Genomic DNA, 14,910 nt, shown 5'->3' with positions numbered 1-14,910 from the left:
TATTTATATTAAACTTAAGCTATTATTTAATATAATACCAGCCTTTTTATTTTCGGAGTTGATAGATGCTTAGGATTTTTGTGGTTAGTTTTGTCTTTATTATTAGCTCTTTTGCTAGCGATATTGACTCATTTGAAGATGAGTATGCCCCGCAAGATAGCTTTGATCCGCTTAGTGGGTATAATAGAGTTATGACTGAATTTAACCATATAATATATCAAAATCTTTTGATACCGACTTTTAAGGGTTATGACTATGTGATGCCTGACCCAGCCAAAGATGCTGTAAGCAATTTTTTTGATAATTTAATGTTTCCTGTTAGATTTATAAACAATATTTTACAATTGAAATTTACAAATGCCGGCGAAGAGAGCCTAAGATTTATAGCTAATACTATTGTTGGTTTTGGCGGCATTAGCGATGTAGCAACTAATGTATATGGACTCAAAAAGCGAGACGAAGATTTAGGGCAGACTCTTGGATATTGGGGCGTGGGTAGTGGATTTCCTATTGTATTGCCGATACTTGGGCAATCAAATTTGCGTGATTTAGTAGGTATGAGTGGGGACTTTTTCATTAATCCATTGAGTTATACCAATGAGATATTTACTGATGATGCTAACAAATATTTTCACTTAAATTTAATTCCTAAATCATGGAATGTAATCAATGAAGGCTCCAAAGACCCAGAGCTTTATAATAGACTTACAAGTGGTGCTATCGATCTATATCTATTTTTAAAAGATGGATATGAACAACGCAGAAACGCACAAATTCAGGAGTAAAATATGAGAAAAATTATATTTTTGTTATTTTTGGTATGCTCAATTGCTTTTGGCATAGAGCTTAAAAATATTGATGAAACCTTAAAGAGTGATTTCAAAAAAGCTCTTAATATAATGAGCGATAATAGCATTGATAAAGAGCGCAAGCCACTTAAGATTTTTGAGATTTTTGATGGTTATTTTGATTACTCTTTGATGGCGAGATTGTCGCTTTCTAAGCTATATAAAAGCTTAGATAAGGCTAAGCAAGATGAATTTACAAATCTATTTATATCAAATTTAAAGCTCTCATTTTCTCAAAAGCTTGGATATTATAGCGACCAAGAGATTGAGTTCGTCAAAGGTGAGCTAACAAACAAAAATAGATATAACGCCTATGCGGTGATAAAAAGTAAGAACGAAGATTACTCTTTGGTGCTTAAATTTCATCCGGCTAATGGGCAGGATTATCTAATTTATGATATTGATATTTTGGGTGTGAGTATCATACAAAGCTATAGAAGTCAATTTAGTGATTTGAGTCAAAATGCTGATTTTAGCGAGATTATAAAGAGATTACAAAGTGTAAATTTAGATAATAACTCAACTTTAAATGAAAAAAATATTTAAATTTATAGTCTTATTTCCTAAATTAACCTTGGCGTTGAGCCTAGCAATATCTATTATAATAGGGATATTTTCATATAAATTAGAAATTGATGCCTCAACGCAAACTCTGCTTTTAGAAAATGACAAAGATCTAGCAATTTATAGAGAGATTACAAAGCGATACGAGAGCAAAAATTTCCTTATAATTGCTTATAGGCCAAATTCAAATTTACTAAGCCAAAGTAGCTTAGATAAGATTGCGGCTATATCAAAGGATTTAGAAAATTTACCAATAGTAGATTCTGTGTTTTCTATCCTAAAAGCACCACTTCTAACTAATAATCCAAATTTAACTATCAGCGAACTTATAGAAAATGTCCCAAATCTAAGCAAACCAAATATCGATCTTAACGCAGCCCAAAAGGAGCTAACAACCAGCCCATTATACAAAAATTCGCTTGTGAGTGCTGATTTTAAGACTACTTCGATTGTTGTGAATTTAAAAAATGATGAGATTTATGCTAATTTTCTTAACCAAAGGGACGCTTTAAAAGCAGAAAATAGCCCAAAAGCCAAAGAAGAGTTGGCGAAATTAGAGATTGAATTTAAAAAATATAGAGATTCTATACGCATTTTTGAGCATGAAAGTATCGTCAAAATAAGAGAGATTATAGAGCGTCATAAGGGCTATGAGAGGATATTTCTAGGCGGGATTAATATGATCGCTGATGATATGATAAGCTTTGTCAAAAATGATTTGGTGATATATGGAAGTAGCGTTTTATTCTTGCTTGGGCTTTGTTTGTGGCTCTTTTTTAAGCAGATGAGATTTGTGGTGTTGCCTATTATTGTCTGCTTTTTGAGTGTGATTTTGGCTAGTGGGTTGTTTGGGCTATTGGGATATGAGATTACGGTTATTAGCTCTAATTATATAGCACTTCAGTTGATTATCACTATCTCTGTGGTTATACATTTGATAGTGGCGTATCGTGAGCTATATTTAAAGCATAGGGATTATACAAATATTCAGCTAGTTTATCTGACTTTAAGATCTAAATTCAAGCCTTGTTTTTTTGCGATTTTTACCACTGTGATTGGATTTTCATCACTTTGCTTAAGCGATATTAAGCCTATTATTATGCTTGGAATGATGATGAGTGTGAGTATCTCTATATCGCTTTTGGTGGCGTTTTTTGTCTTTGGCAGTTTGCTTGTGTTACTTAAGAAAAAAGAGCCAAAAATGAGCTTTGAAAATAATTTCAAATTCACACATTGGTGTGCTAAGATAGCGATTAATAGACCAAAAAATATATATTTTATCAGTTTTATTATAGTTATAATTGGGATTTATGGTATTAGTAAGTTAAGAGTCGAAAATAGCTTTATAGGGTATTTTAAATCAAATACCGAAATTTATCAAGGTATGAAGGTCATTGATACAGAACTAGGTGGGACGATTCCGCTTGATGTGATTATCAAATTTACTCCAGCAAAGATGGATTATAGCGATGAAGATTTGGGTGAGTTTGAAGATGAATTTAGCGATAATTCGCCGGAGTATTGGTTTAACTCTTATAAGCTTGATATCATAAAAAAGGTTGATAAATTCCTACAAGAGCGTGAATTTATCGGTAATGTCGGCTCCTTAGCAACCTTATTAGAAGTTGGCAAGAGTATAAATAGCGGTAAAGAACTTGATCCACTAGCTCTCTCACTCATATATAGTAATCTACCAAATGAGTATAAAGAGCTGATTTTAACCCCATATTTAAATATAGAAAATAATGAAGCTAGATTTAGTATTAGAACACTTGATAGCGACCCAAATTTAAAGCGAGATGAGTTTATAAAATCATTAAAAGCAGATTTAGAAAATCTGCTCAAAGATGAACCACTCAAAGTAGAAGTGGCTGGAGTTATGGTGCTTTATAACAATATGCTTCAAGCTCTATTTAGCTCTCAAGCTGATACGATTATCTTTGTGCTTTTGGCTCTATTTTTGGTATTTTTGGTTATTTTTAGAAGTCTTAAACTATCAATTATCGCAATTATCGCTAATTTAGTGCCACTTTGTTTTGTCTTTGGTGTGATGGGAATCGCTGGAATTTCGCTTGATATAATGAGTATCACCATCGCAGCAATCAGCCTTGGGATCGGCGTGGATGATATAATCCACTATATCCATAGATTTAAAAACGAAAATCGAATTTACTCTACAAATCGCTCTATTATAAACTCTCATTTAAGCATCGGATATGCGATGTATTATACTTCATTTGCGATATTTTTGGGCTTTAGTGTGATGAGTTTATCGAATTTTTGGCCGACTATATACTTTGGGATTTTGACTGATTTGGTTATGATTATGATGCTTTTAGGGGCTTTGATTTTGCTACCAGCTATGATTGGCTCATTTTATAAAAAAGAGCCAAAAAGGCTCTTGGATTAGCGTTTTATAAGGATTTTTATAAATTCAGCTTCATTTAAATTATTCTTAGCGATAAACTCTTTAAGATCTATATCTTCAAATTTAATATTTTTACTATTTAGATAGTTTTCAATTGCAGTTTTATCGCTATTAAAAGCTATTATTGCGTTATTTAAATTAACGGCCATAAAGCTAGAATAAAGCTCTTTTTGTGCTGATTTTGAATTTGGAGCAAATAGCATAAATATCACGCAAAGCACGATAGCACCACTGATAAATCCAAGCTTTTTGCCGCTGAAATATTTCTTAAACGGCGCAAGATTGGCAAATATATGTAGCACACACGCTAATACCATTGCTATACCGACATATTCGTGTATGGTTTTGATCCCATAATTTTTAAGATCAAAAAACATAAAAACACCAGTAGCGCCAACAATGAAAAAAGTAGCTATGGTCGCAGTTGTAGCGATCGGTTTTGAGACCTTCATCCTCTATCCTTTTATAAAAAATTTGAAGTATTATTATAATATTATGTTAAAAATATGTTAAATTATAATTATTTTAAAATATGTAAAAATGAGTAAGCATTGCTAACTCCATCTGTGTGAAAAGCATACCAAAGGGCACGCTTTTCTTGTTCTATCGTAGCGACCGCACCGCTAAATACGATATCACATTGAACAATGTGTATATTGATATTTGTGCTATCTATGTGCGGATCGCTGATTAGATCAGTTTTGATCTTAGTTAGCATGGTTAATTCATCTATGAAGTGGCATGAATTTGGGGTTTTTAAATTTATATAAGTCTTAATATGATTTACTCCCATTGTATTTTTGGCTAGGTTGATTAGCTTCATTTTATCATCCATATTTGCTACTTCACCGATTAATAACACTTCGCCCCATTGAGATACGACATCGATATGAAAATTACTCAAATTCGGCGTTGCTAGGATTTTGGTTTGGATCTTTTTTTGGATTATATTGTCTTTGATTATGGTGTAAATCCCTCTTTCATCTTTGCTAATTGTGTAGGTATCGTAGATGGAATTTAGATTTAAAAGCGGTGATTTAAAGGAGCAACCACTAATGATAATAGAGATAAAAATAGCCGATATAGTAAGTCTCATGGCGCAATTTTATCCAAATTTCTACCAAAGCTTTCTTAAAAATTTATATTTAGCTTGAATTTATTAAAATTTAGGTAGAATTTGAGCCTATATCACATAAATTTACTTATGCCAAAGGTTAGGTGTATGCGACAAGGCAGAGTTTTTCTCGCTTCTGGGCTACTTAGACGAGCTATAGCTATATTAGTAATATTTATTGCTATGAGTATTTTTAGCCTATATTTTATATTCTCTAATGATAGCGTAAATAGCATTATGTATCTATATTTTTCTACATTTATTATAGTACTTTTGGCTCTATTTTTAGATATATTTTTGTATATCAAAAATAATATTATTTTACCCATCGCAAATACCAAAATATTTATAGATAAACTTGCAGCCAAGGAGATTATTGCTCCTGTTTCGAATTTGGATTTTTACTATATCAATAATAGTATTTATGAGTTTTTTACATCGTGGGTTTGTGCTGAAAATAGCTTAAAATATTATATAGAATATTATAGTTTATTGTTTGACAAAAGTGATATCAAGATATTATTTATAGATGCCAAAGATGGCAGTATAATGGATGCTAGCAGATGTGCGGTGGATTTTTATGGATACTCTAAGGGTGAGCTTTTAACCATGAGTATATTTGATATCCAAATAGATGATAAATCATCATATAAAAAGCATAAATTATCTAATGGCGATATTAAATTTGTTGAGGTGATTAGCACGCCTGTGAGTTTGTATTTCAATGATTCATACTTTATGATTATACTAGATGCCACAAAAGCGCAAGAGAAGATTGAAGGTCTAAATAGCGAAATTTCAATGATAGAAAACAACCCAGCTATCGTGTTTAAATTTGTATATGCTGATGAATGGATCGTTACTGGGCTTAGCTCAAATATAAATTTACTAATCCAAAATAATGATAAAAATCTAGATCTTAAATCCATTTGTCATAGCGATGATATAGAGCCTTTAAGCTTAGAGATCAAACGCAAAATCAAACTAGAAAATAGCATATATGATACCAAAAAAGAGCTTGATCGCTCTTATAGGTTTAAGTTAGTTAGTGGCGAGTATGGGTGGTTTAGGATATTTGTATCAAGTAGCAAAAATATAAATGGCGAGATAGAAGTTACTATGTTTTTGCTAGATAATACCAATCAAGAGATATTAAGAGAGATTCTAATCAGCAAACTCAAACGACACGAGAGCAGAATTCTAAGTAGTAATTTATTGGGATTTGAGTATTTTGCTAGTAGTGGGGTTTTGAAATTTAGTGTTGATTTTGTCGAGTATTTGGGATATAAAAATAGCATTGATATGGGAGTTGGATCTATAGAAGATATCTATAAAATCGTATATAGAGATGATATCGATATATTTATAGACGAGTTAGATAGATATATAGATGGCAGCTCAAGGCTTGTTGAGTGCAATGTAAGACTACTTAAAAAAGATGGAAAGCAAATTTATGCCAAGATCAAGGCTAAAGCCCTAGATACTCTAAATGATTCTGATGAGATCATAGGCACAGCTATAGATATTAGCGATCATCAAAGATATGTAGTCCAAAACGCTTTAACAAATGCTATAATGTCAAGCTCAATTAATGGTATTTTGATATGCGATGTCAATGGTGATATACTTGATGTTAATGATAGCTTTACTAAAATTACAGGATATAGCAAAGAAGATGTAATCGGCAAAAAACCAAAAGTCTTACGATCAGATAAGCATGATAATGTATTTTATGCCAAAATGTGGTCTGATATCAAGCATTTTGGTAGTTGGAGTGGTAAAATTTATAACAAAAATAGAGCCGGTGAAGTATATCTAGAGCATTTAGTTATCACAGCTATTAAAGATGAACACGATATCATCCAGCGATATATAGCGTCATTTTATAAGATTATGGAGTAAGGAGAGAATTTGAATTTATCCACACAAAAAATTTACGAACACGATATCCCTGATGGCTCAAAGCTATATTTTGGCTCTAGTGCGAAGCTAAAAAGGCGTATAGAGTCCAAAGCAGCCGATATCTTAGAAGATAACGGCTTTAGCGAAATCATTACTCCATATTTTAGCCATCATCAACGCCAAAGCGTTAAAGCTGAAAATTTAATACGATTTAGTGATAAGCAAAATTCAGAGATAGCTCTTCGCAGTGATAGCACGATAGATGTGGTTAGAATAGCCACAAAAAGGCTAAAAGACAGCAACACCAAAAGATGGTTTTATATCCAGCCGGTATTTAAATACCCAAATAGTGAAATTTATCAAATCGGTGCCGAAATATTAGGTGATAGTAGCGTTATGCCTTGTATAGATATAGTTGGGCAAATTTTTAAAGAATTTGGCATTGAAGCGCATTTGCAAATTAGCAATATACAAATTCCAAAGATAATATGCCAACTTCTGAATTTACCAATTAGCGTATTTGAAAATGGCAGATTAGAAGTGATATTAGGACTTGATCTGCCGTGGTTAAATCTTTTGGCAAATATAAAAAGTGATAGCGACATAGACTCAGTAATTGCTATAGCCCCAAGTGAGTTAAAAGAGCCATTAAGGTCTATGAAAGGCCTAGCTAATAACTACGAAAAACGCATATACGCACCTTTATACTACTCTAAAATGCGATATTATGATAAGCTATTTTTTAGGTTTTTATGCGATAATAGTGTTTTAAGTAGCGGTGGAAGCTATGAAATAGATGGTAATATTTCAGCTGGGTTTGCTATATTTAGCGATGCTGTGATAGAGAATTTAAGAAGCAGATAAAAGGATTGATATGACAAAAGCGGATTTAATAGTTGGAATTCAGTGGGGCGATGAGGGCAAGGGTAAGATAGTTGATATGCTCTCACAAAATTATGATTTAGTATGTAGAAGTGGCGGCGGGCATAACGCAGGCCATACTATATGGGTTAATGGCGTTAAATACGCTCTTCACCTAATCCCAAGTGGAATTTTGCATCCAAATATTATAAATATTATCGGTAATGGTGTTGTGGTAAATCCAGAAGCGCTTATAGAAGAGATGTCGCAATTTGAGAATTTACAAGGGAGATTTTATATCAGCGATAGGGCGCATTTGAATTTAACTCACCACTCTTTAATTGATCAAGCCAAAGAGAGATTAAAAGGCGATAAAGCCATAGGCACCACGGGCAAGGGTATAGGTCCAGCATACGCCGATAAGATCAGTCGCACAGGGCATAGGATTGGCGAGTTGCTTAACCCAAAAGAGCTTAGCGAGAATTTAATAAGTGATCTTGAATCAAATAGAGCCTATTTGGATGCCCTTGGCGTGAAAATCCCTAGCAAAGATGAGCTATATCAAAAGCTTAGTAGCTTTAAAGAGGCACTTGAGCCATATATTGCTGATACTACTCAAATATTATGGAGCGCTATGGATGAGAATAAAAAAATCCTTCTAGAAGGAGCTCAAGGCACCTTACTTGATATAGATCACGGCACATATCCATATGTTACTAGTTCAAATACCATCTCAGCTGGAGCTTGTACTGGGCTAGGTTTAAGCCCAAAAAGCATCGGTAATGTGATTGGAATTTTAAAAGCCTATACCACAAGAGTTGGTAATGGCGCTTTTCCAACACAAGATAGTGGCAAAGATGGCGATACAATGTGCGAAGTAGGCAAAGAGTATGGCACCACAACGGGTAGAAGAAGAAGATGTGGATGGCTAGATGCCGTAGCTGTGCGATATGCATCAAGATTGAATGGTGTAGATAGCTATGCGTTGATGAAGTTAGATGTGCTTGATGGATTTAAGAGTGTTAAAATTTGTAAAGCATACAAATATAAAGGCGAGATTATAGATTATATGCCATCAAATTTAGATGAGGTTACACCTATTTATGAAGAGTTAGATGGTTGGGATAGTATTAGCGGGATTAGAAAATATGATGATCTTCCACAAAATGCTAAGATATATATAAAACGAATTGAAGAGCTAACAGGAGTTAGAGTTAGCATTATATCAACAAGTCCAGAAAGGAGCGATACAATACTAAGATGAATAATAAATTTTCACAAATAGTCAAGGTAAAAGAAGAAGAGTTAAATAAAATTGAGATGAGTTTAGCTAAATCCAAAGCGACATTTCGTGAGCTTAGTCGCTCTATGGATGCTATTAATACCGAGTTAAATATGAGTCAATTCCCAAAGAGTGGCTCATCATCTAAGATCAAATCCACCATAGAACAACAAAAGCTCTTAAGAAGTCAAAAAGATAAGATAAAAGAGAAAATGCTACTTATCCAAAAAGAGATTGTGCATTTTGAATTTAAGTATAAAAAGGCATATGTAGAGCTAGAAAAAGTAAAATATATGGAAAAAGAAGAGATTCAAAAAGAGCTAAAAAATCTCAAGAAAAAAGAGAGTAAAGAGCTAGATGAATTAGGAAATATGCGTCGCTCATCTATGCGTTAAGGATGTTGGTTTGAAGTTATATTTTACACTTTTTTTAAGTATATTTTTATATGCTAATAGTGATGAAATTTTAGCTGATAGAGAGGCAAATATCGCTAAAAATTTAGAGCTAATAGACAGCTCACGCCAGGAGCTAGAAGCTTATAGAGCTGCTACTACTACTTTATTTAACCAGCGTGAAGCTCAAATTCTAGCCAAAGAAAAAGAGCTTAATGCGACATTACAGACCATATCTCAAAAAGAAGAAAATATAAAAAATATGCTTGATAAAAATGAAAAAATTTTATCCGAGCTAAAAAGCATTACAAGCGATAAGGTATTAGAGGTATATGCTAAGATGAAAGACGCCCCAGCCGCTACTATAATATCAGAACTCCCAAGAGATGAAGCGGCGAAGGTTTTACACTCACTTGAAGCTAAAAAGATATCATCAATTTTAGCTAAAATGGATCCGCAAATAGCAGCTGAACTTACGCAAATTTTGAAAAATGATGAGCTTTTTAAGGATTTAAATTCAACTAAATAAATTTAATTTATCTTGCTATTTTTAGCTGATTTTATATATTTTTTTGATAAAATTAGCTAAAAATTTATAAAGGTCATTTAAATGCGTATTAAACTTCCTCATGCTCCATACATAGCAAGAAAAATTGCAAACGATCTATTTAAATCTGGTTTTATCAAATTCAAAAGCGGAACCGAGCCTATAGTGGCTGTAGCTCAAGATATTTTGTATGCTGATATAAACAAAGAAAGGGCCTTAGAAGAGCGTGTAAAAGAGCTTTTAGAGCAAAATGAAAATGAGATTGATTTTATGCAAGTTGATCGCAAGAGTATGTTTTGGTTAATCAAGAAAAAATTGGCTAAAGATTTTGGTGTGATGCTTGCTTATGATGATCGTTATAGTAGCTTATCTCACGAAATTTTACAAAGATTATGGAAAGAGAATTTAATAGATTATAGCGTATCAGAAAATAGGGTTAAAAATCTCATATATAGTGCGATAGAGAGTTACTTAAAGCAGTATGAATCAATAGAAGATATTGTGGCTGATCGCTTGGATAATTATAAGAAAAAGTTGATTCCAGGCACAGATGAGTATGATTTGATATTTGAAAGATTATATGAAGAAGAGCTTAGTAAAAGAGGGATGATATAATGAAAGCGTATATTTATTTAGAAAATGGCATTTATATGGAAGCTAAGGCATTTGGCAAGGGCGGAAGTGCCTTTGGTGAATTAGTTTTTAATACCTCGCTAACTGGATATGAAGAGATCATCACAGACCCTAGTTATGCTGGTCAATTCATAGTATTTACTATGCCAGAAATCGGAATTGTAGGGATCAATGATGATGATAAAGAGAGTAATAAAATTCACGCTAGTGGGGTCTTTATGCGTAATTTTAATGCTAAGCCTAGCAATTTTAGATCCAAAGAGAGTATTGACAAATTCTTTTACGAACAAGGCAAATTCGGAGTATATGATATAGATACTAGATATCTTACTAAAATGCTAAGAGATAGCGGAAATTTAAGAGTATATGTATCTACTGAAATTAGCGATAAAGATGAGCTTAAAAAAGCCTTAGAAAATAGCGCTAGAATCGATGAGATCAACTATGTAAGCATTGTTAGTACTAAAGAGCCATATACTCATCTTTTAAGCAGATGGGATCATAAAAACCAATCTTATGGTAGTGTAAAATCAATTGGAAAAAGAGTTGCGGTGATTGATTATGGTGTTAAGAGAAATATATTAAATGAGCTTTGTAGCGTTGGCCTTGAGCTTGAGGTTTATCCGCATGATGTAAAGGCTGAAGTTTTGATAGATAAATTTAATAAAGGCCAAATTCATGGAGTATTCCTAAGCAACGGCCCAGGGGAGCCTAAAATGCTAGTAAATGAGATAGCACAGATCAAAAAGTTAATCGCAGCAAATATCCCTATGTTTGGTATCTGTCTTGGTCATCAGTTGTTATCAAATGCCTATGGTTATGAGACTTATAAACTCAAATTTGGCCAACACGGATCTAATCACCCAGTCCAAAATCTAGATACAAAAAGCATAGAGATAACAGCACAAAATCACAATTATAATGTCCCAGAAAGTATATGCGAAGTAGCCACAATTACACATAGAAATCTCTTTGATAACACTATTGAAGGGGTTTGCTATAATGGTGGAAGAGTATTTTCAGTCCAGCACCATCCAGAAGCGAGTAGCGGACCAAATGAGAGTAAATATATCTTTAAGAAATTTATAGAAATTTTATAATGGATTTAGCCACGATCCTTACTACTATTGCACTTGCGATTAGCTTTAGCTTGTCGCATTGTATCGGTATGTGTGGTGGATTTGTGGTAGCTTATAATATCAAACTTAATCAAAAATCAAAATCAACTCAATTCATCTTACTACTTAGTTATCATCTTAGCAGAGTTTTGGCATATATGATTTTAGGTATTTTATTTGGGCTTTTTGGCTCGGCTGCTCTTTTGAGCGGTGCTAATAGGGGGTTGGTTATCTTTTTTGCTGGGGTGATTTTGATTATTTTGGCTTTTGGGCTTTTTAAAAGAGGTAAGCTGCTATCTTATATCGAAAATCAGAAATTAAGCTATTTAATTATCCCTTTATTTGCCAAATTCAGACAAAAAAATAGCCTTATATCGTTTTTGATTTTAGGATTTTTAAATGGGCTTTTGCCTTGCGGAGTTGTATATTATTTTTTGGCTGTTTCGCTTGGGAGTGGCTCTTTGATAAATGGTGCGATGATTATGGCTATTTTTGGTCTTAGCACAATTCCTGTGATGATGGGAGTCGGTGGTATTTTGTCTGCTTTGAGTGCTAAATTTAAAAATTATTTAAATTTAATCTCTTTTATAATTATGCTTGGGTATGGAATTTATTTTTTATATTTAGGATTTATGTTACTTAAATAAAAATTATAAAATTTTGATATTCAATATCTATTTTTTAGTTTAAATTCACTATATTTTCTCTTTTTTTAAAATTATAAAATAGCCTTTTTTTTGATTATAATATAGCAAAAATCCACTTAAATATAAACTCAATATCTAAAATGATATTAATTAGCAAATTAAATATGCTATAATTAACGAACCAATAATTAGTAAAATTAGTTTTGTAGATTAAATATATTAGGCGGAGAGAGTAATGGATGAAAATTTAAAAAATTTAACCATTTTAATAGTAGAAGATGACAATAAGATAAAAAGCTCAATAGCTAGAGCCTTAGAAGGGCTTTTTAAAAGTGTTATCTTGGCTAAAAATGGCGATGAAGGGCTAAAAAAATTTAAAAAATACAACCCAGATTTAGTGCTTACAGATATAGTAATGCCTATAATGGATGGTCTAGAGATGACTAAAGAGATCAGACAGATATCGCAATCCACGCCTGTGATTGTATTTAGCGCTTTTAGCGATAGAGATAGATTGCTTGGTGCAATTGATGCTAGAGTAGATAAATATCTTATAAAGCCACTTAGCGATGATGAGTTGTGTGAAGAGATATCTAAGGTCGCCAAAGATAGAATAGATCTTACTTCGCAAATCGATATTGGCCGTGGAATTAAATTTGACAAAACCAAAAGAGTGCTTATAAAAGATGATGGAACTCAAATAGGATTAACCAAAAAAGAGTTGGCATTTTTGACAATTTTAGCCCAAAGGATGGATACTTTGGTTTTGCACGAAGAGATTAAGCAAAATGTCTGGACAGATGAGAGGGTTAGCGATGCGGCTATTAGGACTTTTGTTAAGAGAATTCGTGATAAAGTTGGGGTAAATTTGATTAAAAATATATCTGGCCTTGGATATAAAATTAGCTCAAAAGATGATGAAATATAAATCAAATTTATACTAAAAAATATATTTCAAATGAGATAAATTTAAAATTTATTGTTTAAATTCTAAACATTTTAAATTTATTTTTGTATATTTTTGATCTTTTAAGTTAATTTATATTTTATTTACCATATAATTAGAAGTGCTTTTCAATAATAACTTTACAGGAGGAACTTTTTAATGCAGCCAAGTAATGCATTGAACTACGACTATACAGTCGCTAAGTACTTCATGTTTACCACTATTATCTTTGGTATAGTTGGTATGGGTATCGGTACTTTGATAGCTTTTCAGTTAGCTTACCCTGACCTTAACTATATAGCTGGTGAATATGGAACATTTAGCCGTCTTAGACCGCTTCATACAAATGGCGTGATCTACGGATTTATGTTATCAGGTATATTTGCTACCTGGTATTACATAGGACAAAGAGTGCTTAAGGTTTCTATGAACGAATCTAAATTCCTAATGTTCATAGGCAAGCTACATTTCTGGCTATATGTGCTAGTTATAGCTTTGGCGGTTATTACTCTTTTTGCTGGTGTTTCTACATCTAAAGAGTATGCAGAGCTTGAGTGGCCAATTGATATAATAGTCGTTGTTGTGTGGGTTTTATGGGGGATTTCTATATTTGGGCTTATTGGAATTCGCCGTGAAAAAACTCTATATATCTCTTTATGGTATTACATTGCTACATTCCTTGGCGTAGCTATGCTATATCTATTTAACAATATGGAAGTTCCTACTCGTCTAGTTACAGGTATGGGTAGTTGGATCCACTCTGTATCTATGTATGCAGGTACAAATGATGCGCTAGTTCAATGGTGGTTTGGACACAATGCGGTTGCGTTTGTATTTACCGTGGCGATAATTGCTCAAATTTACTACTTCTTGCCAAAAGAGAGTGGCCAACCAATTTTTAGCTACAAACTCTCACTATTCTCATTTTGGGGCTTAATGTTTGTCTATCTTTGGGCTGGTGGTCACCACCTTATCTACTCTACGGTGCCAGATTGGATGCAGACTATGGGATCTATATTCTCTATAGTTCTTATTTTGCCTAGTTGGGGTTCAGCTATAAATATACTTTTAACAATGAAGGGTGAATGGGGACAACTAAGAGAAAATCCACTAATCAAATTTATGGTTTTAGCCTCTACATTCTATATGTTCTCTACTTTAGAAGGACCAATTCTTTCAATAAAATCAGTAAATGCTCTAGCGCACTTTACAGATTGGATTCCTGGACACGTTCATGATGGTACTTTAGGCTGGGTTGGATTTATGACTATGGCTGCACTATACCATATGACTCCACGTATTTTTAAACGTGAGCTATATAGTAAATCTTTAATGGAAGCGCAATTTTGGATCCAAACTACAGGTATCGTACTATACTTTGCATCTATGTGGATCGCTGGTATCACACAAGGTATGATGTGGAGAGCTACAGATGAATATGGTAACCTTGCTTATTCATTTATAGATACAGTTACTGTTCTTATCCCATATTATTGGATTAGAGCTATCGGTGGTTTATTATATCTAATCGGTTTCTTTATGTTTGCTTACAATATTATGAAATCTATCTCATCAAGTAAGCCTATAGATCGTGAGCCAGTAAGTGCTTCACCAATGGCTGCGTAAGG

15 protein-coding genes are annotated in these 14,910 nt (G+C 33.1%); 13 read left to right on the top strand and 2 right to left on the bottom strand.

The genetic code is table 11. The features are described 5' to 3' along the window. The first annotated feature begins 65 nt into the window (after positions 1-65). Genes CLAN_RS06625 through CLAN_RS06615 form a run of 3 tightly spaced genes read left to right on the top strand, consistent with a single transcriptional unit; the run spans position 66 to position 3,822 of the window. On the top strand, positions 66-785 hold the full coding sequence (locus CLAN_RS06625) for an MlaA family lipoprotein (RefSeq protein WP_100590880.1): 720 nt from the start codon (positions 66-68) through the stop codon (positions 783-785). A gap of 3 nt (positions 786-788) precedes the next feature. Further along, on the top strand, positions 789-1,394 hold the full coding sequence (locus CLAN_RS06620; RefSeq protein ID WP_096014181.1) for a Tgt2/MlaC family protein: 606 nt from the start codon (positions 789-791) through the stop codon (positions 1,392-1,394). Beyond that, entirely contained in the window at positions 1,378-3,822 is a 2,445-nt protein-coding gene (locus tag CLAN_RS06615; protein WP_100590879.1) for an efflux RND transporter permease subunit, read from the top strand. The genes CLAN_RS06620 and CLAN_RS06615 overlap by 17 nt, the downstream gene beginning before the upstream one ends. Here CLAN_RS06615 and CLAN_RS06610 read toward each other — a convergent pair. Further along, complete coding sequence (locus CLAN_RS06610) at positions 3,819-4,292, bottom strand: DUF4405 domain-containing protein (RefSeq protein ID WP_100590878.1); 474 nt, start codon at positions 4,290-4,292, stop codon at positions 3,819-3,821. The genes CLAN_RS06615 and CLAN_RS06610 overlap by 4 nt on opposite strands. A 68-nt stretch (positions 4,293-4,360) precedes the next feature. Then, positions 4,361-4,936, bottom strand: a complete 576-nt coding sequence (locus tag CLAN_RS06605; protein WP_096014178.1) for a BON domain-containing protein — start codon at positions 4,934-4,936, stop codon at positions 4,361-4,363. 126 nt (positions 4,937-5,062) lie between these two features. Here CLAN_RS06605 and CLAN_RS06600 point away from each other — a divergent pair, with 126 nt between their 5' ends. From CLAN_RS06600 to ccoN, 10 genes are all read left to right on the top strand, one after another. Continuing rightward, positions 5,063-6,856 carry a PAS domain S-box protein gene (locus CLAN_RS06600; RefSeq protein ID WP_172618498.1) on the top strand — a complete coding sequence of 598 codons (1,794 nt, stop codon included), beginning with the start codon at positions 5,063-5,065 and terminating at the stop codon, positions 6,854-6,856. Between the two features lie 9 nt (positions 6,857-6,865). Further along, positions 6,866-7,720, top strand: a complete 855-nt coding sequence (locus CLAN_RS06595) for an ATP phosphoribosyltransferase regulatory subunit (protein WP_096014176.1) — start codon at positions 6,866-6,868, stop codon at positions 7,718-7,720. A gap of 10 nt (positions 7,721-7,730) precedes the next feature. After that, on the top strand, positions 7,731-8,981 hold the full coding sequence (locus tag CLAN_RS06590; protein ID WP_100590876.1) for an adenylosuccinate synthase: 1,251 nt from the start codon (positions 7,731-7,733) through the stop codon (positions 8,979-8,981). Then, entirely contained in the window at positions 8,978-9,394 is a 417-nt protein-coding gene (locus tag CLAN_RS06585; RefSeq protein ID WP_096027538.1) for a flagellar FliJ family protein, read from the top strand. The genes CLAN_RS06590 and CLAN_RS06585 overlap by 4 nt, the downstream gene beginning before the upstream one ends. Before the next feature lie 10 nt (positions 9,395-9,404). After that, positions 9,405-9,920: a MotE family protein gene (locus CLAN_RS06580; protein ID WP_096014173.1), complete on the top strand. Its 516-nt coding sequence runs from the start codon at positions 9,405-9,407 to the stop codon at positions 9,918-9,920. A gap of 81 nt (positions 9,921-10,001) precedes the next feature. Next, on the top strand, positions 10,002-10,553 hold the full coding sequence (locus tag CLAN_RS06575) for a DUF507 family protein (protein ID WP_096014172.1): 552 nt from the start codon (positions 10,002-10,004) through the stop codon (positions 10,551-10,553). Next, positions 10,553-11,671 carry a glutamine-hydrolyzing carbamoyl-phosphate synthase small subunit gene (gene carA / locus CLAN_RS06570; protein WP_096015137.1) on the top strand — a complete coding sequence of 373 codons (1,119 nt, stop codon included), beginning with the start codon at positions 10,553-10,555 and terminating at the stop codon, positions 11,669-11,671. The genes CLAN_RS06575 and carA overlap by 1 nt, the downstream gene beginning before the upstream one ends. Further along, positions 11,671-12,336, top strand: a complete 666-nt coding sequence (locus tag CLAN_RS06565) for a sulfite exporter TauE/SafE family protein (protein ID WP_100590875.1) — start codon at positions 11,671-11,673, stop codon at positions 12,334-12,336. The genes carA and CLAN_RS06565 overlap by 1 nt, the downstream gene beginning before the upstream one ends. Before the next feature lie 235 nt (positions 12,337-12,571). Further along, positions 12,572-13,264, top strand: coding sequence for a response regulator transcription factor (locus CLAN_RS06560; RefSeq protein WP_100590874.1), 693 nt, complete (start codon positions 12,572-12,574; stop codon positions 13,262-13,264). Positions 13,265-13,441: 177 nt separating this feature from the next. Beyond that, complete coding sequence (gene ccoN / locus CLAN_RS06555; protein ID WP_100590873.1) at positions 13,442-14,908, top strand: cytochrome-c oxidase, cbb3-type subunit I; 1,467 nt, start codon at positions 13,442-13,444, stop codon at positions 14,906-14,908. Positions 14,909-14,910 lie beyond the last annotated feature (2 nt).

Origin of the sequence: Campylobacter lanienae NCTC 13004 (genome assembly GCF_002139935.1) — a bacterium.
GTDB lineage: Bacteria > Campylobacterota > Campylobacteria > Campylobacterales > Campylobacteraceae > Campylobacter > Campylobacter lanienae.
The sequence above is the reverse complement of the archived record's forward strand: the minus strand, read 5'-3'. Positions and strand labels throughout refer to the sequence as shown.

What these genes read in the sequence shown, in the direction of transcription:
- CLAN_RS06625 (WP_100590880.1), top strand. Translation starts at nt 66, where the DNA reads ATGCTTAGGATTTTTGTGGTTAGTTTTGTCTTTATTATTAGCTCTTTT.
- CLAN_RS06620 (WP_096014181.1), top strand. Translation starts at nt 789, where the DNA reads ATGAGAAAAATTATATTTTTGTTATTTTTGGTATGCTCAATTGCTTTT.
- CLAN_RS06615 (WP_100590879.1), top strand. Translation starts at nt 1,378, where the DNA reads ATGAAAAAAATATTTAAATTTATAGTCTTATTTCCTAAATTAACCTTG.
- CLAN_RS06610 (WP_100590878.1), bottom strand. Translation starts at nt 4,292, where the DNA reads ATGAAGGTCTCAAAACCGATCGCTACAACTGCGACCATAGCTACTTTT.
- CLAN_RS06605 (WP_096014178.1), bottom strand. Translation starts at nt 4,936, where the DNA reads ATGAGACTTACTATATCGGCTATTTTTATCTCTATTATCATTAGTGGT.
- CLAN_RS06600 (WP_172618498.1), top strand. Translation starts at nt 5,063, where the DNA reads ATGCGACAAGGCAGAGTTTTTCTCGCTTCTGGGCTACTTAGACGAGCT.
- CLAN_RS06590 (WP_100590876.1), top strand. Translation starts at nt 7,731, where the DNA reads ATGACAAAAGCGGATTTAATAGTTGGAATTCAGTGGGGCGATGAGGGC.
- CLAN_RS06585 (WP_096027538.1), top strand. Translation starts at nt 8,978, where the DNA reads ATGAATAATAAATTTTCACAAATAGTCAAGGTAAAAGAAGAAGAGTTA.
- CLAN_RS06575 (WP_096014172.1), top strand. Translation starts at nt 10,002, where the DNA reads ATGCGTATTAAACTTCCTCATGCTCCATACATAGCAAGAAAAATTGCA.
- carA (WP_096015137.1), top strand. Translation starts at nt 10,553, where the DNA reads ATGAAAGCGTATATTTATTTAGAAAATGGCATTTATATGGAAGCTAAG.
- CLAN_RS06565 (WP_100590875.1), top strand. Translation starts at nt 11,671, where the DNA reads ATGGATTTAGCCACGATCCTTACTACTATTGCACTTGCGATTAGCTTT.
- CLAN_RS06560 (WP_100590874.1), top strand. Translation starts at nt 12,572, where the DNA reads ATGGATGAAAATTTAAAAAATTTAACCATTTTAATAGTAGAAGATGAC.
- ccoN (WP_100590873.1), top strand. Translation starts at nt 13,442, where the DNA reads ATGCAGCCAAGTAATGCATTGAACTACGACTATACAGTCGCTAAGTAC.